Here is a 14,141-nt window from a genome sequence, read left to right on the forward strand (position 1 = left end):
CCCTCGCAGTTACGCGTTTCGGCCCTGGGCCGTTGCTTCCATGACACGCCTGATCCACTTGGAAGCCAAGCGTCGTCGGTCGGAAACCGCTACACCCACAACTTCACGCCATGGCGTGCCAAGCACAACGGAGGAGAGGGCTCGGGGTACTGTCGGATCCAGGCCTGTTGTTCAAGCCGGAGGGCTGTCAGACGGTAGCAACAGCTCAACACCCTGCTTGCGAATGCCATCGGCGGCGGCAGGGGTCAGCGCGTCGTCGCTGAGGATGATGTCGAACTGCTCCAGCCCAGCGATCTTGTACATACTGAAAGTACCGTACTTCGAACTGCTGGCGATCAGCACCACTTGCGACGCCGATTGCATCGCGGCTTGCTTGACCTCCACTTTCAGCGCCGAAGGTGTGGTGAGGCCACGACGCAAATCCCAGGAGCTGGTCGAGATGAACGCGATATCGGTGACAACCTGGCGCAAGGTGGCAACCGCCAGACCGCCCACGCATGATTGATTGGAATGATCCAACTGCCCGCCGGTGTGAATGACTGTGACATGGGGTGCATCGATCAATGCCTGCACGATCCCGAAGTCGTTGGTCACCACGGTCACGCCCGTCAGCGCCTTGATATACGGGACGATCTCCAGCGTGCTCGTTCCCGCATCCAGATAAATCGTCATGTCCGCATGCAGCAGCCGCGAAGCCATCCTGGCCATTGCCTGCTTCTGTGGCAGCTCGACCACCGCCTTGGACTGATGGCTGGGCTCGCTATGGAGCTGGCTCGCGATTCGCACGCCACCGGTTACCGAGTAAGCACGGCCTTCCTGCTCCAGCAGCGCTATATCACGGCGTATGGTCATGTGCGAGCAGTCGAACATCTCTATCAATTGATGAACGCTCAGCACCTGATGCTTGCGCAACTGGCGCAGCATCAACTCACGGCGCTGTTCTGGAATCATCGGTGCGCCGCGTTCGTCGGCGATGTCCTTTTGACTAGGCATCCGGGCTCCAAAGTAAAAATCCGCATGAAAGGAAAGCGGGAAAACATAGTAGCGAATCTACGGTGAAGGGACGAGCTGTGGCGAATGTTTGTTCTCATGAGGCAAGGAGTGGGGTTCCCTTTGGATGACCCTTCCATGGTAAAGGCTCAGACTCGGTGTTAAAAAATGTTATTTCAAAAAAATACTTCACATAATCTGCTCATTGGGGGATTATCTACCCAACCTGTATGACGACCTGATTACAAGACAAAAACAGGGTGGCCAAGATGTTCGATAAGGTCCCGACTCACGTGCTCAGCGACAGTGTCGCTCAGCAGTTGCTGGACAAGATTGAAGCCGAAGGCGTGCTGCCACCCCGACAAGGGCACAGCATCTTCGTCACGGCCAACGCCAATATCCGCCCGCTGCGAATTGATTACGCAGAAGGCGATCGTCGCGGCCATTCGGCTGGGCGATCCGCTCGCCGCCGGGCATGCCGCCCGCGCACATATCTACAATGCGGCCTGCCGTCTGCGCCTTGCTGGCGTTGAATAAGCCGCTGTTTTTCTCAGGAGTCTTCCCAATGAATAACAAGAATGTCGGTGTTGTCGGTCTGGGCGCGATGGGTCTGGGTATTGCCCGATCGTTGTTGCGCAGCGGTTTCAATGTGCATGCCTGTGATGTGCGCACTGCCGTCACAGAACAGTTCGCGGGGGAGGGCGGGGTGGCTTGTCCTTCGCCGTCGCACATGGCCGCTGAGTGTGACGTGATCATTACCGTGGTGGTCAATGCCGAGCAGACCGAAACCGTATTGTTCGGTGACGGTGGTGCCGTGGCTTCACTGCGGCCGGGCAGTCTGGTGATCGGTTGCGCTACCGTAGCCCCGACCTATGCCGTGGACTTGGGCCAGCGCCTGGCCGCGCTGGGGCTGCTGTATCTGGATGCACCGATTTCCGGGGGGGCCGCCAAGGCGGCCGCTGGCGAGATGACCATGATGACCTCGGGGCCGGCCGACGCCTATGCCAGGGCCGAGTCGATCCTGGCTGGCATGGCCGGCAAGGTTTATCGCCTGGGTGACGTCCATGGCCTGGGCTCGAAGGTCAAAATCATCAACCAGCTCCTTGCCGGCGTACATATTGCCGCCTCTGCCGAAGCCATGGCGCTGGGCCTGCGTGAAGGGGTCGATGCCGATGCGCTGTATGAGGTGATCACCCACAGCGCCGGTAATTCCTGGATGTTCGAAAACCGCGTGCCGCACATTCTCAAGGCTGACTACACACCGTTGTCCGCCGTGGATATTTTCGTCAAGGACCTGGGCCTGGTGCTGGATACCGCCCGGGCCAGCAAATTCCCGCTGCCGCTGTCGGCGACCGCTCACCAAATGTTCATGCAGGCGTCCAGTGCCGGGTTCGGCCGTGAGGATGATTCGGCAGTGATCAAGATTTTTCCGGGCATCGAATTGCCGACTGCCAAGCCCCAGTCCGTTTGAAGCCTGAACCCGTTTGAGGAACACCCCATGACAAAATCCACCGCCCGCCCGCTGCTGGGTTGCATCGCCGACGATTTCACCGGTGCCACGGATCTGGCCAACATGCTGGTGCGCGGCGGTATGCGCACCGTGCAAAGCATCGGTATCCCGAGCGCGGAAATTGCCGCCGGGCTTGATGCCGATGCGATCGTCATTGCCCTGAAGTCGCGTACCACGCCGGTCGCCGAAGCGGTCGAGCAGTCCCTCGCGGCGCTGGCCTGGTTGCGCGAGCAAGGTTGCGAGCAGATCTTTTTCAAATATTGCTCGACGTTCGACTCCACCGCGGCCGGCAATATCGGCCAGGTCAGTGAAGCGCTGCTGGCCGCACTGGATAGCGACTTTACCCTGGCGTGCCCGGCGTTCCCGGAAAATGGCCGGACGATCTTTCGCGGTCACTTGTTTGTGCAGGATCAACTGCTCAGCGAATCGGGCATGCAGCACCACCCGCTGACGCCAATGACCGATGCCAATCTGGTTCGGGTGCTGCAATCGCAGACCCGCCTGAATGTCGGTCTGTTGCGCTACGACACCATTGCCTGCGGCGCTGAGCAGGTGCGGGCACGAATCACAGAGTTGAAAGCTCAAGGTGTCGGCATGGCAATCGCTGATGCCCTGTCGGACAGCGATCTATATACCCTCGGTACCGCCTGCGCCGATCTGCCTTTACTGACAGGTGGTTCGGGGCTGGCCTTGGGCCTGCCGGAAAACTTCCGTCGCGCCGGCAAGCTGCGCGACCTCGATGCCTCGAAACTCCCGGCGGTGTTCGGCGCGGAAGTGGTGTTGGCCGGTAGTGCTTCGATCGCCACCAATGGACAAGTGGCGGCCTGGCTCGAAGCCGGCCGGCCGGCCTTGCGCATTGATCCGTTGGCCCTGGCGGCGGGTGAACCGGTGGTCGCGCAAGCCCTGGCCTTCGCTCGTGATAACGAACAAACCGTATTGATCTACGCCACCAGCTCACCGGAAACGGTCAAGTCGGTGCAACAGCAACTGGGGGTGGATCAAGCCGGAAGCCTGGTGGAAAACGCCTTTGGCGAAATTGCACGAGGTCTGCGCCAGAGCGGCGTGCGCCGTTTTGTGATCGCCGGCGGAGAAACCTCGGGCGCTGTGGTGCAGGCACTGGGCGTACAGCTGCTGCAGATCGGCGCACAGATCGATCCGGGTGTCCCCGCGACCGTCAGCAGTACTGACGAACCTCTGGCGCTGGCACTCAAATCGGGCAATTTCGGTGGCCGGGATTTCTTCAGCAAAGCCTTGAATCAACTCGCCGGGGGTGTGCAGTGAGTAACGAAAACGCCTTGCGCGAAGAAATCTGCGAGACAGGCCTTAGCCTTTATCAGCGCGGTTACACCGTCGGCAGCGCCGGCAACATCAGCGCACGCCTGGACGACGGCTGGTTGATCACCCCGACTGACGTCTGCCTCGGACGCCTCGATCCGGCAACCATCGCCAAGGTCAATTTGGCGGGTGAATGGGTGTCCGGTGACAAACCTTCAAAAACCCTGGCGCTGCATCGCCAGGTCTACGATCGCAACCCAAGTGTCGGCGGCGTGGTGCATACCCACTCCACCCACTTGGTGGCCTTGACGCTGGCCGGTGTCTGGCAGGCGGATGACATCCTGCCACCGCTGACGCCGTATCAGGTCATGAAAGTCGGCCACATCCCGTTGATCGGCTACCAGCGACCCGGTTCCCCGAAGGTTGCCGAACAGGTCGCTCAACTGGCCAACAGCGTTCGTGGCGTGATGCTCGAACGGCTGGGCCCGGTGGTCTGGGAGAGTTCGGTGTCCAGGGCCAGCTACGCCCTGGAAGAACTCGAGGAAACCGCGCGGCTCTGGCTGATGAGCAATCCCAAGCCTGAACCGCTCGACCAGGCGGCGCTGGAAGAGCTGCGAGCGGCTTTTGGTGCGCACTGGTAAGGCGTTGGCTTAACACGACCGACGGATAACGGAGGCCCTGACCGGGAGACGCGCAGCGACTCTCGACGGACTCGGCTTGCCAAAAAATACAATAACAAGAGGATAACCAGGCATGACTCATCTTCATGGCGGCATGTTCAGATCCACTGGCGGAAACGTTTCGCTCACCCGGTGTGGAGGGTGTGTGCAATGAGCCCGCTAATCCTGCTGATTACCGCGGGGCTCGGAATCGCTCTGCTGTTGTTCCTGGTGCTCAAGTACAAGTTTCAGCCCTTCGTGGCCTTGATGCTGGTGAGCATTCTGGTGGCGCTGGTGGCCGGGGTGAAGCCGGCCGATCTGGTCGCCACCATCGAAGGCGGCATGGGTAAGACCCTGGGTCATATTGCGATCATCATTGCCCTGGGCGCGATGATCGGACGGATCATCGAGCTCTCCGGCGGTGCCGAGGCGCTGGCCAGGACGCTGATTACCCGTTTCGGCAATCGACGTACGCCGCTGGCGTTGACGATGGCCGGCTTCATGGTCGGGGTGCCGGTATTCTTCGAGGTGGGCGTGATCATCCTCATGCCGCTGGCCTATGGTGTTGCGCGCAGTGCGCGCAGGCCGCTGTTGGTGTTCGCGTTGCCGATGTGCGCGGCGATGTTGACCGTACACGCCTTTCTGCCGCCACATCCCGGCGCAGTGGCCGCTGCCAGTCAGTTGGGCGCGGATCTGGGCCGGGTGCTGATGTTCGGTCTGCCGATCACCGCGTTCCTCTGCTATGTCGGCTACCGCGTGGCCGGACACATGACCCGTCGGGTGTACCCGATGACCGACGATGTTCGTGCCGAGGTCTATGGCCCGCATGTCACCAACGAAGATCTGGCCGCCTGGTCCAATGGCAACCACACGAACACTGCGCAAGCAGCCGTGGCTGCATCACATATGGGCCTGGAGGAGTCCACCAGCAGCATCGTTGCCAAGTTGCCGCCGGCACCCGCACCGGGGTTTGGCCTGATCGTCAGCCTGATCCTGCTACCCATCATTCTGATTTTGCTGGGGACTCTGTCGACCTCGTTGCTGCCAGCCGATTCGCTTCTGCGAGGCATCATGACTGTGCTCGGTGCCCCGCTGGTGGCGTTGCTGCTCGACACCTTGCTGTGTGCCTGGCTGCTGGGTACGCGCCGGGGCTGGAGCCGCAGTCAGGTTTCCGATGTGATCGGTTCGGCTTTGCCCGGCGTGGCCATGGTGATCCTGATTGCCGGTGCCGGCGGGGTGTTTGGCAAGGTACTGGTGGATACCGGTATCGGTGCGGTGGTTTCCGACATGTTGCGCACCACCGGTCTGCCGGTGCTGGCGCTGGGCTTTCTGCTGACGCTGCTGTTGCGCGCGGTGCAGGGCTCGACCACGGTGGCGCTGGTGACCACTGCGGGCATCATCAGCCCGCTGATTGCGACCCTCAATCTCACCCCGAACCACATGGCCTTGCTGTGCCTGGCCATGGGCGGTGGCGGGTTGGCCATGTCCCATATCAATGATGCCGGTTACTGGATTTTCACCAAGCTGTCCGGGTTGAACGTGGCGGACGGCCTGCGTACCTGGACGGTGCTGACCACCTTGCTCGGCACCTTGGGTTTCTGTATTACCCTGCTGATCTGGCCCTTTGTCTAACCCGCTATCTCAGGAGCTACCATGCCTCGTTTTGCTGCCAACCTCAGCATGCTCTACCCGGAACATGCGTTTCTGGATCGCTTCGCCGCCGCGGCTGCCGATGGTTTCGAAGCGGTGGAGTATCTGTTTCCCTACGACTACAGCGCCGAAGAGCTCAAGCAGCGCTTGAGCGACAACGGCCTGGTGCAGGCACTCTTCAATGCACCGCCCGGTGATTGGGCGGCGGGCGAACGCGGCACGGTGTCGTTGCCCGGCCGGGAGACTGAATTTCGAAGTGGATTTGATCGCGCCCTGGAATACGCCAGCGTGTTGGGCAATTCTCGCATCCATGTCATGGCCGGCCTGCTGCCCTCCGAGATTGACCGGGCACGGCATCACGGCATTTACCTGGAAAACCTCGCCTATGCCACCGCCCAAGCAGCCAAGGCAGGCGTCACCGTACTGCTCGAGCCCATCAATACGCGTGACATGCCGGGCTTTTTCCTCAATCGGCAGGATCAGGCTCAAGCCATCTGCAAGGAAGTGGGAGCCAGTAACCTGAAGGTCCAGTTCGACTGCTACCACTGCCAAATCGTCGAGGGCGACCTGGCCACCAAACTCCGCAGGGACTTCGACGGCATCGGCCACATCCAGATCGCCGGCGTGCCGGACCGACATGAGCCGGACCTGGGAGAGGTCAATTATCCTTATCTGTTCGAGCTGATCGATCAGTTGGGCTATGACGGCTGGGTAGGGTGTGAATACCGGCCGCGTGGCAATACCTCGGCCGGCTTGCAGTGGTTACGCGACTGGAAATCCCGTTAAACGCGAGAAAAACCAATCCATTGACGCGTTTCTCCAGCAATGGTCCGACATCACGACATGAGCCATTTCACCCACGGCGTCCATGCTGTGCCGGCTCAAACGGTTAAAGGCATCGGCGTCTCTGCACATTTGGATCATTAGTTTGTCACTTACGGTCATTGAGAGGTCTTTGGAGTGCCAATAGTCTGTAACCCATGACTGAGGGGCGCCAAAGAGCGCCCGCCTTTTTCCGTGATCGCTCGTTGTGGAGTTACCGATGACCGCCGCTCATTACCCGCACCTGTTGGCCCCGCTGGACCTGGGTTTTACCACCTTGCGCAACCGTACCCTGATGGGCTCGATGCACACCGGTCTTGAGGAGAAGCCGGGTGGCTTCGAGCGCATGGCGGCGTACTTCGCCGAGCGTGCCCGTGGCGGTGTCGGCCTGATGGTGACCGGCGGTATCGGTCCGAACGACGAGGGCGGTGTGTACTCCGGTGCCGCCAAGCTGACCACCGAGGAAGAAGCGCTCAAGCATCAGATCGTGACTCGCGCGGTGCATGAGGCGGGCGGCAAGATTTGCATGCAGATCCTTCACGCCGGCCGTTATGCCTACAGCCCGAAACAGGTCGCGCCAAGCGCCATCCAGGCACCGATCAACCCGTTCAAGCCTAAAGAGCTGGACGAAGAAGGCATCGAGAAACAGATCAGCGATTTCGTCACCTGCTCGACCCTGGCGCAACAGGCCGAGTACGACGGCGTCGAAATCATGGGGTCCGAAGGCTACTTCATTAACCAGTTCCTGGCCGCTCACACCAACCACCGCACCGACCGTTGGGGCGGCAGCTACGAAAACCGCATGCGCCTGCCGGTGGAAATCGTGCGTCGGGTGCGTGAAGCGGTCGGCCCGAACTTCATCATCATTTTCCGCCTGTCGATGCTCGACCTGGTGGAAGGCGGCAGCACCTGGGAAGAAATCGTGCAGTTGGCCAAGGCCATCGAGCAGGCCGGTGCGACGATCATCAACACCGGTATCGGCTGGCACGAAGCGCGGATCCCGACTATTGCCACCAAAGTCCCGCGTGCGGCGTTCAGCAAGGTCACGGCCAAGTTGCGCGGTTCGGTGAACATTCCGTTGATCACCACTAACCGCATCAACACCCCGGAAGTCGCCGAGCAGATCCTCGCCGAAGGCGATGCCGATATGGTTTCGATGGCGCGGCCGTTCCTTGCCGACCCGGACTTCGTCAACAAGGCCGCTGAAGGTCGCGCCGATGAAATCAACACCTGCATCGGTTGCAACCAGGCGTGCCTGGATCACACCTTCGGCGGCAAGTTGACCAGTTGCCTGGTGAACCCGCGAGCCTGCCACGAAACCGAACTCAATTACCTGCCGGTGCAGCAGCTCAAGAAGATCGCCGTGGTCGGTGCCGGCCCTGCCGGTTTGTCTGCCGCGACCGTGGCGGCCGAGCGTGGTCATCAGGTCACGCTGTTTGATTCGGCCAGCGAAATCGGCGGCCAGTTCAACGTTGCCAAGCGCGTGCCGGGCAAGGAAGAGTTCTATGAAACCCTGCGTTATTTCGGCCGCAAACTGCAAACCACCAACGTCGAGGTGTGCCTGAACACCCGCGTGGATGTGGCCGGACTGGTCGAGGGCGGTTACGACGAAATCATCCTGGCCACCGGCATTGCGCCACGGCTGCCGGCGATTCCCGGCGTGGAGCATGCCAAGGTATTGAGCTACCTGGACGTGCTGCTTGAGCGCAAACCGGTCGGCAAGCGGGTCGCAGTGATCGGCGCCGGCGGTATCGGTTTTGACGTCTCGGAATTCCTCGTTCACCAGGGGCAGGCCACCAGCCTGAATCGTGAGGAATTCTGGAAAGAGTGGGGCATCGATACGCACCTGGAGGCGCGTGGCGGTGTCGCCGGGATCAAGGCCGCGCCCCATGCACCGGCCCGCGAAGTGTTCCTGCTGCAACGCAAGAAATCCAAGGTCGGCGACGGCCTGGGCAAGACCACCGGCTGGATTCACCGCACCGGTCTGAAGAACAAGCAGGTGCAGATGCTCAACAGCGTCGAATACCTGAAGATCGATGACGATGGCCTGCACATCCGCATCGGCGAAACCGGCGAGCCGCAAGTACTGCCTGTGGACAACATCGTGATCTGCGCCGGGCAGGACCCGCTGCGCGAGTTGCAGGAAGGTCTGGTGGCGGCGGGGCAGAACGTGCATCTGATCGGCGGCGCGGATGTCGCGGCGGAGCTGGATGCCAAGCGGGCGATCAATCAGGGTTCGCGGTTGGCGGCCGGGTTGTAATACGCAGGCTAAAAGTGCCAATGGCTTTCGCGAGCAGGCTCGCTCCCACATTCGATCTTCGGCGCGACCAAGATCCTTTGTGGGAGCGAGCCTGCTCGCGATGGCGGCCTATGAGCGACTAGAATGCTGGCTCTTTATGAGCTCAATCAGGCGCCAATGTTTTTTCCTCCCTCCGACTGGCTACCCCAAGCCCCCCTCGAACCCCTCCACCTCGACTGGCTCAAAACCGCCGGCATCGAGTCCGCGATCCTGCGCCTGGACCTGATCGACCCACTGATCAGCGGCAACAAGTGGTTCAAGCTCATCGAACATCTCAAAGCCGCTGACCGGGCCGGTGCCGAAGGCATCATCAGCCTGGGCGGCGCTCACTCCAATCACCTGCATGCACTGGCCGCGGCCGGCAAGCGGTTTGGTTTTGCCACGGTCGGCCTGTTGCGCGGGCATCCTCAGGAAACACCCACGACCCTCGACTTGCAGGCGTTCGGCATGCAGCTGCACTGGTTAGGCTACGGCGGCTATCGGGCGCGACATGAGGCGGGATTCTGGGACCCATGGCAGGCGCAATATCCCGATCTGTTTCCAGTCCCGGAAGGTGGCGGCGGTTTGCAAGGAGCAAAGGGTTGCGAACAGCTGAAGACAATGGTCAGCGCACAACTGGACGGACTGGGGTGGGATGACTACGACGGTTGGTGGCTGGCCTGTGGAACCGGCACCACCCTGGCCGGACTGGTGTTGGCCGAAGTGGGGAAACACCCGGTTTATGGTGCGTTGGCGGTGCCTGACGATCATGGTGTGGCGCAACAGGTCGAGCGGATCGTGGAGGAGGCGGGCGTGACCGAGCCGGTCTATGAACTGCTCGACGCCAGCCGAGGCGGTTTTGCCAAAGTCGATTCGCTGTTACTGGAGTTCATCGAGCAGACCGAACAAGCCAGCGGCGTTCCCCTCGAACCGCTGTATACCGGCAAGGCATTGCTGGCACTCAAAGAGCAAGTTGAGGCGGGGAAGTTTGCCCCAGGCACGCGACTGATTTTCGTGCATACCGGCGGTTTGCAGGGACGGCGGGGGTTCAATCCACAAATCTGAAAGGCACCGCAATCCCCCTGGGGGAGCGAGCCTGCTCGCGAAAACGGTATATCAGGCGCCTCAATGCCGGATGTGCCACTGCTTTCGCGAGCAGGCTCGCTCCCACAGGGGGATTCGGTGTATTCAAGTATTACGGCTCACCCCCTTGGGCATCATCCGCAACAAGGTGTTATCGCCCACCACATAGTGGTGATACAGCCCGGCTACGGCATGCAGGCCGATCAGCCAGTAGCCAATGGTTCCGGCGAGCTCGTGCCATTCCTGCAGTTGCCTGGCGAATGCCTTGTCTTCAGCCACCAGCATCGGCAGGTCGACGCCGTAGAACATCACTTGATTGCCTTTGGCGCTGGTGGTCAGCCATCCGAGAATCGGCGTGGCGATCATGAACAGGTAAAGCGCCCAGTGCATCAGCCTGGCCAGCATCGTCTGCCACTGAGGCGATGCCGGGAAAATCTGGGGTGCCGGGCCGAAGCTGCGCGCGAACAACCGCAACCAGACCAGGACAAACACCGTCAGGCCGAGCATGAAGTGTGACTCCACAATCAGCGCTCGACCACCACTGCCTTTAGGGAATATCCCACGCAGTTCGATGCTGGCGTAAACCAGCGCCAGCAGGACCAGCATCAACCAATGCAGCACGATCGATACGGTGCTGTAGCGTGATTCGGAGTTTTTCCATGGCATACGGCGTTCCTCACAGGTCGGGTCAAGCCACCGTTCCTGATCAACGGTGTGCTTTAACTGTAATCCTGTTTCAGCGGATTTGCCTGAGGTTATCGGTCGCTGAATGCCCTAGTTCAGGGAATTGACAGCCTGTAGGAGCGAGCTCGCTCGCTCCTACAGGGGGCTGGTGTGAATCAGTGGGTCTGCGGCATCTCGCCTTTGGCCAGGCGTTTGTTGATGTCGGCGATCACTTCCGGCAAGTCGGTGATGGTGTCGATCATGTAATGCGGGCGAGAGCCTTCGAACAGGGCGTGGATACGCTTGCGTTCGCTGTCCAGTGTATCGCTGCCGAGGGCGCGATAACCCTCGTAGTCCAGACCCAACGCGTTGCCCGAGCAGATCAGTGCCACGGTCCACATACCGGCGCGGCGCCCTTCGAGAATGCCCGGCACGGTGTCGTCGATCTTCACGCAGGCGGCAACGTCGTCGATGCCCAGGGCGATCACATTGGCCAGGGCCTGGGCCGGCCATGGGCGGCCGTTTGGCACTTCGTCGGTGGCGACGACGTGGTCGGCGACGTAACCGTTGGTGGCCGCCAGCTCGACGACCTTGTCCATGACCTGTTTCGGGTAGCCCGAGCAGGAACCGATCTTGATCCCTTGCCGGCGCAGGTTGGCGATGGTGTCCAGCGCGCCAGGAATCAACGCCGAGTGTTCGGCGATTTTCTCGATCTGCAACGGCATGAAGCGCTGGTAGATGGCGGTGACGTCATCGTCGGTCGGTGTGCGGCCGAACACCTTGCGATAACGCTCGGCGACTTCCGGCAGGTTGCACAGGGTACGGATGTGGTCCCACTTGCCCATGCCCATCGGGCCACGGGCTTCTTCGATGGACACCTGCACGTCGAATTCGGCGAAGGCTTCGACAAAAATCTGCGTCGGTGCGAAAGAACCGAAATCGACGACGGTGCCGGCCCAGTCGAGGATGGCGGCTTGCAGCTGGGTTGGGTTGGTGTAGTTCATGGTGAAAAATTCCTGTGAGAACGAGCTATTAGGGAGTTCGCCTTTCCTGTGGGAGCGGGCAAGCCCGCTCCCACAGGGATCGTGGTGGTTTAGATCTCGAGGACTTCCATCTCGCGCAACACTTCGCCGATGGCTGCCACGGCTTCACGCATTTCGGCCGGTTGGACGTGGCCGATGCAGCCGACGCGGAAGGTTTCGACCTGGGTCAATTTGCCGGGGTAGAGGATGTAACCCTTGGCCTTGACCCGCTCGTAGAACTCCTTGAACTGATAGCGCGGGTCTTTCGGCGCGTGGAAGGTGGCGATGATCGGCGCCTGGATCGCGGCCGGCAGGAAGCTGCGCAACCCCAGCTTGGCCATCTCTTCCATCAGTGCCTGGCAGTTGGCGGCATAACGCGCATGCCGCGCCGGCAGGCCGCCTTCTTCGTTGTATTGCAGCAGGGCTTCGTGCAGCGCCGCGACTACATGGGTCGGCGGGGTGAAGCGCCACTGGCCGGTTTTCATCATGTAGGCGTGCTGGTCGAACAGATCCATCGCCAGCGAATGGGAGTTGCCAGCGGCGGCGGCCAGGGATTCTTTATTGGCAAACACAAAACCCATGCCCGGTACGCCTTCCAGGCATTTGCCGGAAGCGGCGATCAATGCGTCGAACGGCACCTGTTGCGCATCGACAGGCAGCGCGCCGAAGGAGCTCATGGCGTCGATGATCAGGCGCTTGCCATGTTGCGCGACGACCTGGGCGATGTCCGGCAAGGGGTTGAGGATGCCGGTGCTGGTTTCGCAATGGATCAGCGCGACGTGGGTGATGCCGGTATCGCCCCGCAGCAGGCGGTCGACATCGGCGGCGGTGGTCGGTTCGTCTTCGGCGGTTTCGAAGGTACTGAACGGGCGGCCGAGCACTTCGCAGATTTTCGCCAGGCGTTTGCCGTAGGCGCCGTTGATCAGCACCAGGACTTTGCCATCGCGAGGCACCAGGGTGCCGATGGCCGCTTCCACCGCGAAGGTGCCGCTGCCTTGCAGGGGCACGCAATGGTGGCTGGCGGCGCCGTTGATGATCGCCAGCAGTTGCTCGCACAGGCTGGCGGTCAGTTGGTTGAAGCGGTCATCCCACGAACCCCAGTCGACCATCATCGCCTGGCGGGTGCGGGCCGAAGTGGTCAACGGGCCGGGGGTGAGCAGGATGGGTGCGGCAGTACTCATTCTCGTGTCCTCGCAATCGATGGGATGAAGCTACGGGGCTTAAATTGCAATTTGCCGAGTTATCAATCAAATTGTTTATTGTTATGCCAGCCATCAGTGAGAGTTATTCATGAACCTGTTTCAGCTCCGTGCGTTCGATGCCGTGGCCCGCGAGGGCAGCTTCACCCGCGCCGCCGCACGACTGTTCATCAGCCAACCGGCGGTGACCGGGCACATCAAGGCGCTGGAAGAGCACTACCAGATCACCCTGTTGCGCCGCACCGCGCGACGGGTGGAGTTGACGGAAGAGGGCACCAAACTGGCGGCAATCACCCGGGCGATGTTCGGCCTGGCCGAAGAGGCGCAGGTGATGCTGGAGGCCAACCGGCAGTTGCTCACCGGGCGCCTGGAAGTGGCGGCGGACGGCCCGCACATGGTCATGCCGATGCTCGCGAGCCTGCGGGCGCGCTATCCGGGGATCACCGTGAACCTGCGTCTGGGCAATGCCCAGGAAACCCTCGCGGCGCTGTTGTCCGAGCATGCCGACGTGGCAGTGCTGACCGAAGTCGAGCCGCGCAAGGGCCTGCATCTGCAGGCGCTGAGCGAGTCACGCATTTGTGCATTGGTGCCGGATGGTCATCCGTGGGCTTCACGGGCCAAGGGCGTGCCGCTGAAGGAGTTGGACCAGGTGATCATGGTGCTTCGTGAACCGAGTTCGATCACCCGACGCACCTTCGACGAAGCCTGCTTTCAGGCCAAGATCAATCCACGGGTGCTGCTGGAGCTGGACAGTCGTGAAGCCGTCACCGAGGCGGTGGCGGCCGAGTTGGGGGTGGGCGTGGTGTCGTCGGTGGAAGTCAGCCACGACCCACGGGTGGCGGCGGTGCCGATCATTGGCGAGGGGTTGGTGAACCGGCACATGATGGGGTGCATGGAGCGGCGGCGGGATTTGCGGCTTATTCAGGCGTTTTTCGGGTTGGCGCCGGTCAGGTAGACCGCGGTGCGGCCATCGCGGGCAAGCCTTGCTCC

General features: G+C 61.3%; 13 protein-coding genes. 8 read left to right on the forward strand and 5 right to left on the reverse strand.

Annotation, left to right across the window (positions count from 1 at the left end):
• Positions 1–171 precede the first annotated feature (171 nt).
• Both BJ917_RS09890 and BJ917_RS32000 read right to left on the reverse strand, forming a co-directional pair.
• Entirely contained in the window at positions 172–993 is an 822-nt protein-coding gene (locus BJ917_RS09890; protein WP_096510056.1) for a DeoR/GlpR family DNA-binding transcription regulator, read from the reverse strand.
• A 239-nt stretch (positions 994–1,232) separates the two neighbouring features.
• The gene (locus tag BJ917_RS32000; protein ID WP_177435576.1) at positions 1,233–1,436 is read right to left on the reverse strand and encodes a hypothetical protein; all 204 of its coding nucleotides are present in this window, start codon (positions 1,434–1,436) and stop codon (positions 1,233–1,235) included.
• Between the two features lie 119 nt (positions 1,437–1,555).
• Here BJ917_RS32000 and ltnD point away from each other — a divergent pair, with 119 nt between their 5' ends.
• The 7 genes from ltnD (at position 1,556) to BJ917_RS09930 (ending at position 10,249) form a co-directional block, all read left to right on the forward strand.
• Entirely contained in the window at positions 1,556–2,461 is a 906-nt protein-coding gene (gene ltnD, locus BJ917_RS09900; protein WP_096510057.1) for an L-threonate dehydrogenase, read from the forward strand.
• A gap of 27 nt (positions 2,462–2,488) precedes the next feature.
• Positions 2,489–3,781 carry a 3-oxo-tetronate kinase gene (otnK, locus tag BJ917_RS09905; RefSeq protein WP_121103231.1) on the forward strand — a complete coding sequence of 431 codons (1,293 nt, stop codon included), beginning with the start codon at positions 2,489–2,491 and terminating at the stop codon, positions 3,779–3,781.
• Positions 3,778–4,416, forward strand: a complete 639-nt coding sequence (locus BJ917_RS09910; protein WP_096510059.1) for an aldolase — start codon at positions 3,778–3,780, stop codon at positions 4,414–4,416. Before otnK ends, BJ917_RS09910 begins: the two co-directional genes overlap by 4 nt.
• 189 nt (positions 4,417–4,605) lie before the next feature.
• Positions 4,606–6,066 carry an SLC13 family permease gene (locus BJ917_RS09915; RefSeq protein WP_121103232.1) on the forward strand — a complete coding sequence of 487 codons (1,461 nt, stop codon included), beginning with the start codon at positions 4,606–4,608 and terminating at the stop codon, positions 6,064–6,066.
• A gap of 21 nt (positions 6,067–6,087) precedes the next feature.
• Entirely contained in the window at positions 6,088–6,870 is a 783-nt protein-coding gene (otnI, locus tag BJ917_RS09920) for a 2-oxo-tetronate isomerase (RefSeq protein WP_121103233.1), read from the forward strand.
• Positions 6,871–7,126: 256 nt separating this feature from the next.
• Positions 7,127–9,166 (forward strand): FAD-dependent oxidoreductase, encoded by a 2,040-nt coding sequence (locus BJ917_RS09925; protein WP_096510062.1) that lies wholly within the window; start codon positions 7,127–7,129, stop codon positions 9,164–9,166.
• A 156-nt stretch (positions 9,167–9,322) separates the two neighbouring features.
• A complete protein-coding gene (locus BJ917_RS09930; RefSeq protein ID WP_121103501.1) occupies positions 9,323–10,249 on the forward strand; it encodes a 1-aminocyclopropane-1-carboxylate deaminase/D-cysteine desulfhydrase in 927 nt (308 codons plus the stop codon).
• Between the two features lie 123 nt (positions 10,250–10,372).
• Here BJ917_RS09930 and BJ917_RS09935 read toward each other — a convergent pair whose 3' ends face one another.
• The 3 genes from BJ917_RS09935 to BJ917_RS09945 form a co-directional block, all read right to left on the reverse strand.
• Complete coding sequence (locus tag BJ917_RS09935; protein ID WP_096510063.1) at positions 10,373–10,933, reverse strand: cytochrome b; 561 nt, start codon at positions 10,931–10,933, stop codon at positions 10,373–10,375.
• 173 nt (positions 10,934–11,106) lie between these two features.
• Positions 11,107–11,934, reverse strand: a complete 828-nt coding sequence (phnX, locus tag BJ917_RS09940) for a phosphonoacetaldehyde hydrolase (RefSeq protein ID WP_096510064.1) — start codon at positions 11,932–11,934, stop codon at positions 11,107–11,109.
• Positions 11,935–12,023: 89 nt separating this feature from the next.
• On the reverse strand, positions 12,024–13,133 hold the full coding sequence (locus BJ917_RS09945; RefSeq protein WP_121103234.1) for a 2-aminoethylphosphonate--pyruvate transaminase: 1,110 nt from the start codon (positions 13,131–13,133) through the stop codon (positions 12,024–12,026).
• 109 nt (positions 13,134–13,242) lie between these two features.
• Between BJ917_RS09945 and BJ917_RS09950 the strand changes: the two genes are divergently transcribed.
• Complete coding sequence (locus tag BJ917_RS09950) at positions 13,243–14,106, forward strand: LysR substrate-binding domain-containing protein (protein WP_096510066.1); 864 nt, start codon at positions 13,243–13,245, stop codon at positions 14,104–14,106.
• Positions 14,107–14,141: the final 35 nt, after the last annotated feature.

The organism is Pseudomonas sp. WPR_5_2, assembly GCF_003634475.1.
In the GTDB taxonomy this organism is placed as follows: Bacteria; Pseudomonadota; Gammaproteobacteria; order Pseudomonadales; family Pseudomonadaceae; genus Aquipseudomonas; species Aquipseudomonas izuensis.

What these genes read in the sequence shown, in the direction of transcription:
- BJ917_RS09890 (WP_096510056.1), bottom strand. Translation starts at nt 993, where the DNA reads ATGCCTAGTCAAAAGGACATCGCCGACGAACGCGGCGCACCGATGATT.
- BJ917_RS32000 (WP_177435576.1), bottom strand. Translation starts at nt 1,436, where the DNA reads ATGGCCGCGACGATCGCCTTCTGCGTAATCAATTCGCAGCGGGCGGAT.
- ltnD (WP_096510057.1), top strand. Translation starts at nt 1,556, where the DNA reads ATGAATAACAAGAATGTCGGTGTTGTCGGTCTGGGCGCGATGGGTCTG.
- otnK (WP_121103231.1), top strand. Translation starts at nt 2,489, where the DNA reads ATGACAAAATCCACCGCCCGCCCGCTGCTGGGTTGCATCGCCGACGAT.
- BJ917_RS09915 (WP_121103232.1), top strand. Translation starts at nt 4,606, where the DNA reads ATGAGCCCGCTAATCCTGCTGATTACCGCGGGGCTCGGAATCGCTCTG.
- otnI (WP_121103233.1), top strand. Translation starts at nt 6,088, where the DNA reads ATGCCTCGTTTTGCTGCCAACCTCAGCATGCTCTACCCGGAACATGCG.
- BJ917_RS09925 (WP_096510062.1), top strand. Translation starts at nt 7,127, where the DNA reads ATGACCGCCGCTCATTACCCGCACCTGTTGGCCCCGCTGGACCTGGGT.
- BJ917_RS09930 (WP_121103501.1), top strand. Translation starts at nt 9,323, where the DNA reads ATGTTTTTTCCTCCCTCCGACTGGCTACCCCAAGCCCCCCTCGAACCC.
- BJ917_RS09935 (WP_096510063.1), bottom strand. Translation starts at nt 10,933, where the DNA reads ATGCCATGGAAAAACTCCGAATCACGCTACAGCACCGTATCGATCGTG.
- phnX (WP_096510064.1), bottom strand. Translation starts at nt 11,934, where the DNA reads ATGAACTACACCAACCCAACCCAGCTGCAAGCCGCCATCCTCGACTGG.
- BJ917_RS09945 (WP_121103234.1), bottom strand. Translation starts at nt 13,133, where the DNA reads ATGAGTACTGCCGCACCCATCCTGCTCACCCCCGGCCCGTTGACCACT.
- BJ917_RS09950 (WP_096510066.1), top strand. Translation starts at nt 13,243, where the DNA reads ATGAACCTGTTTCAGCTCCGTGCGTTCGATGCCGTGGCCCGCGAGGGC.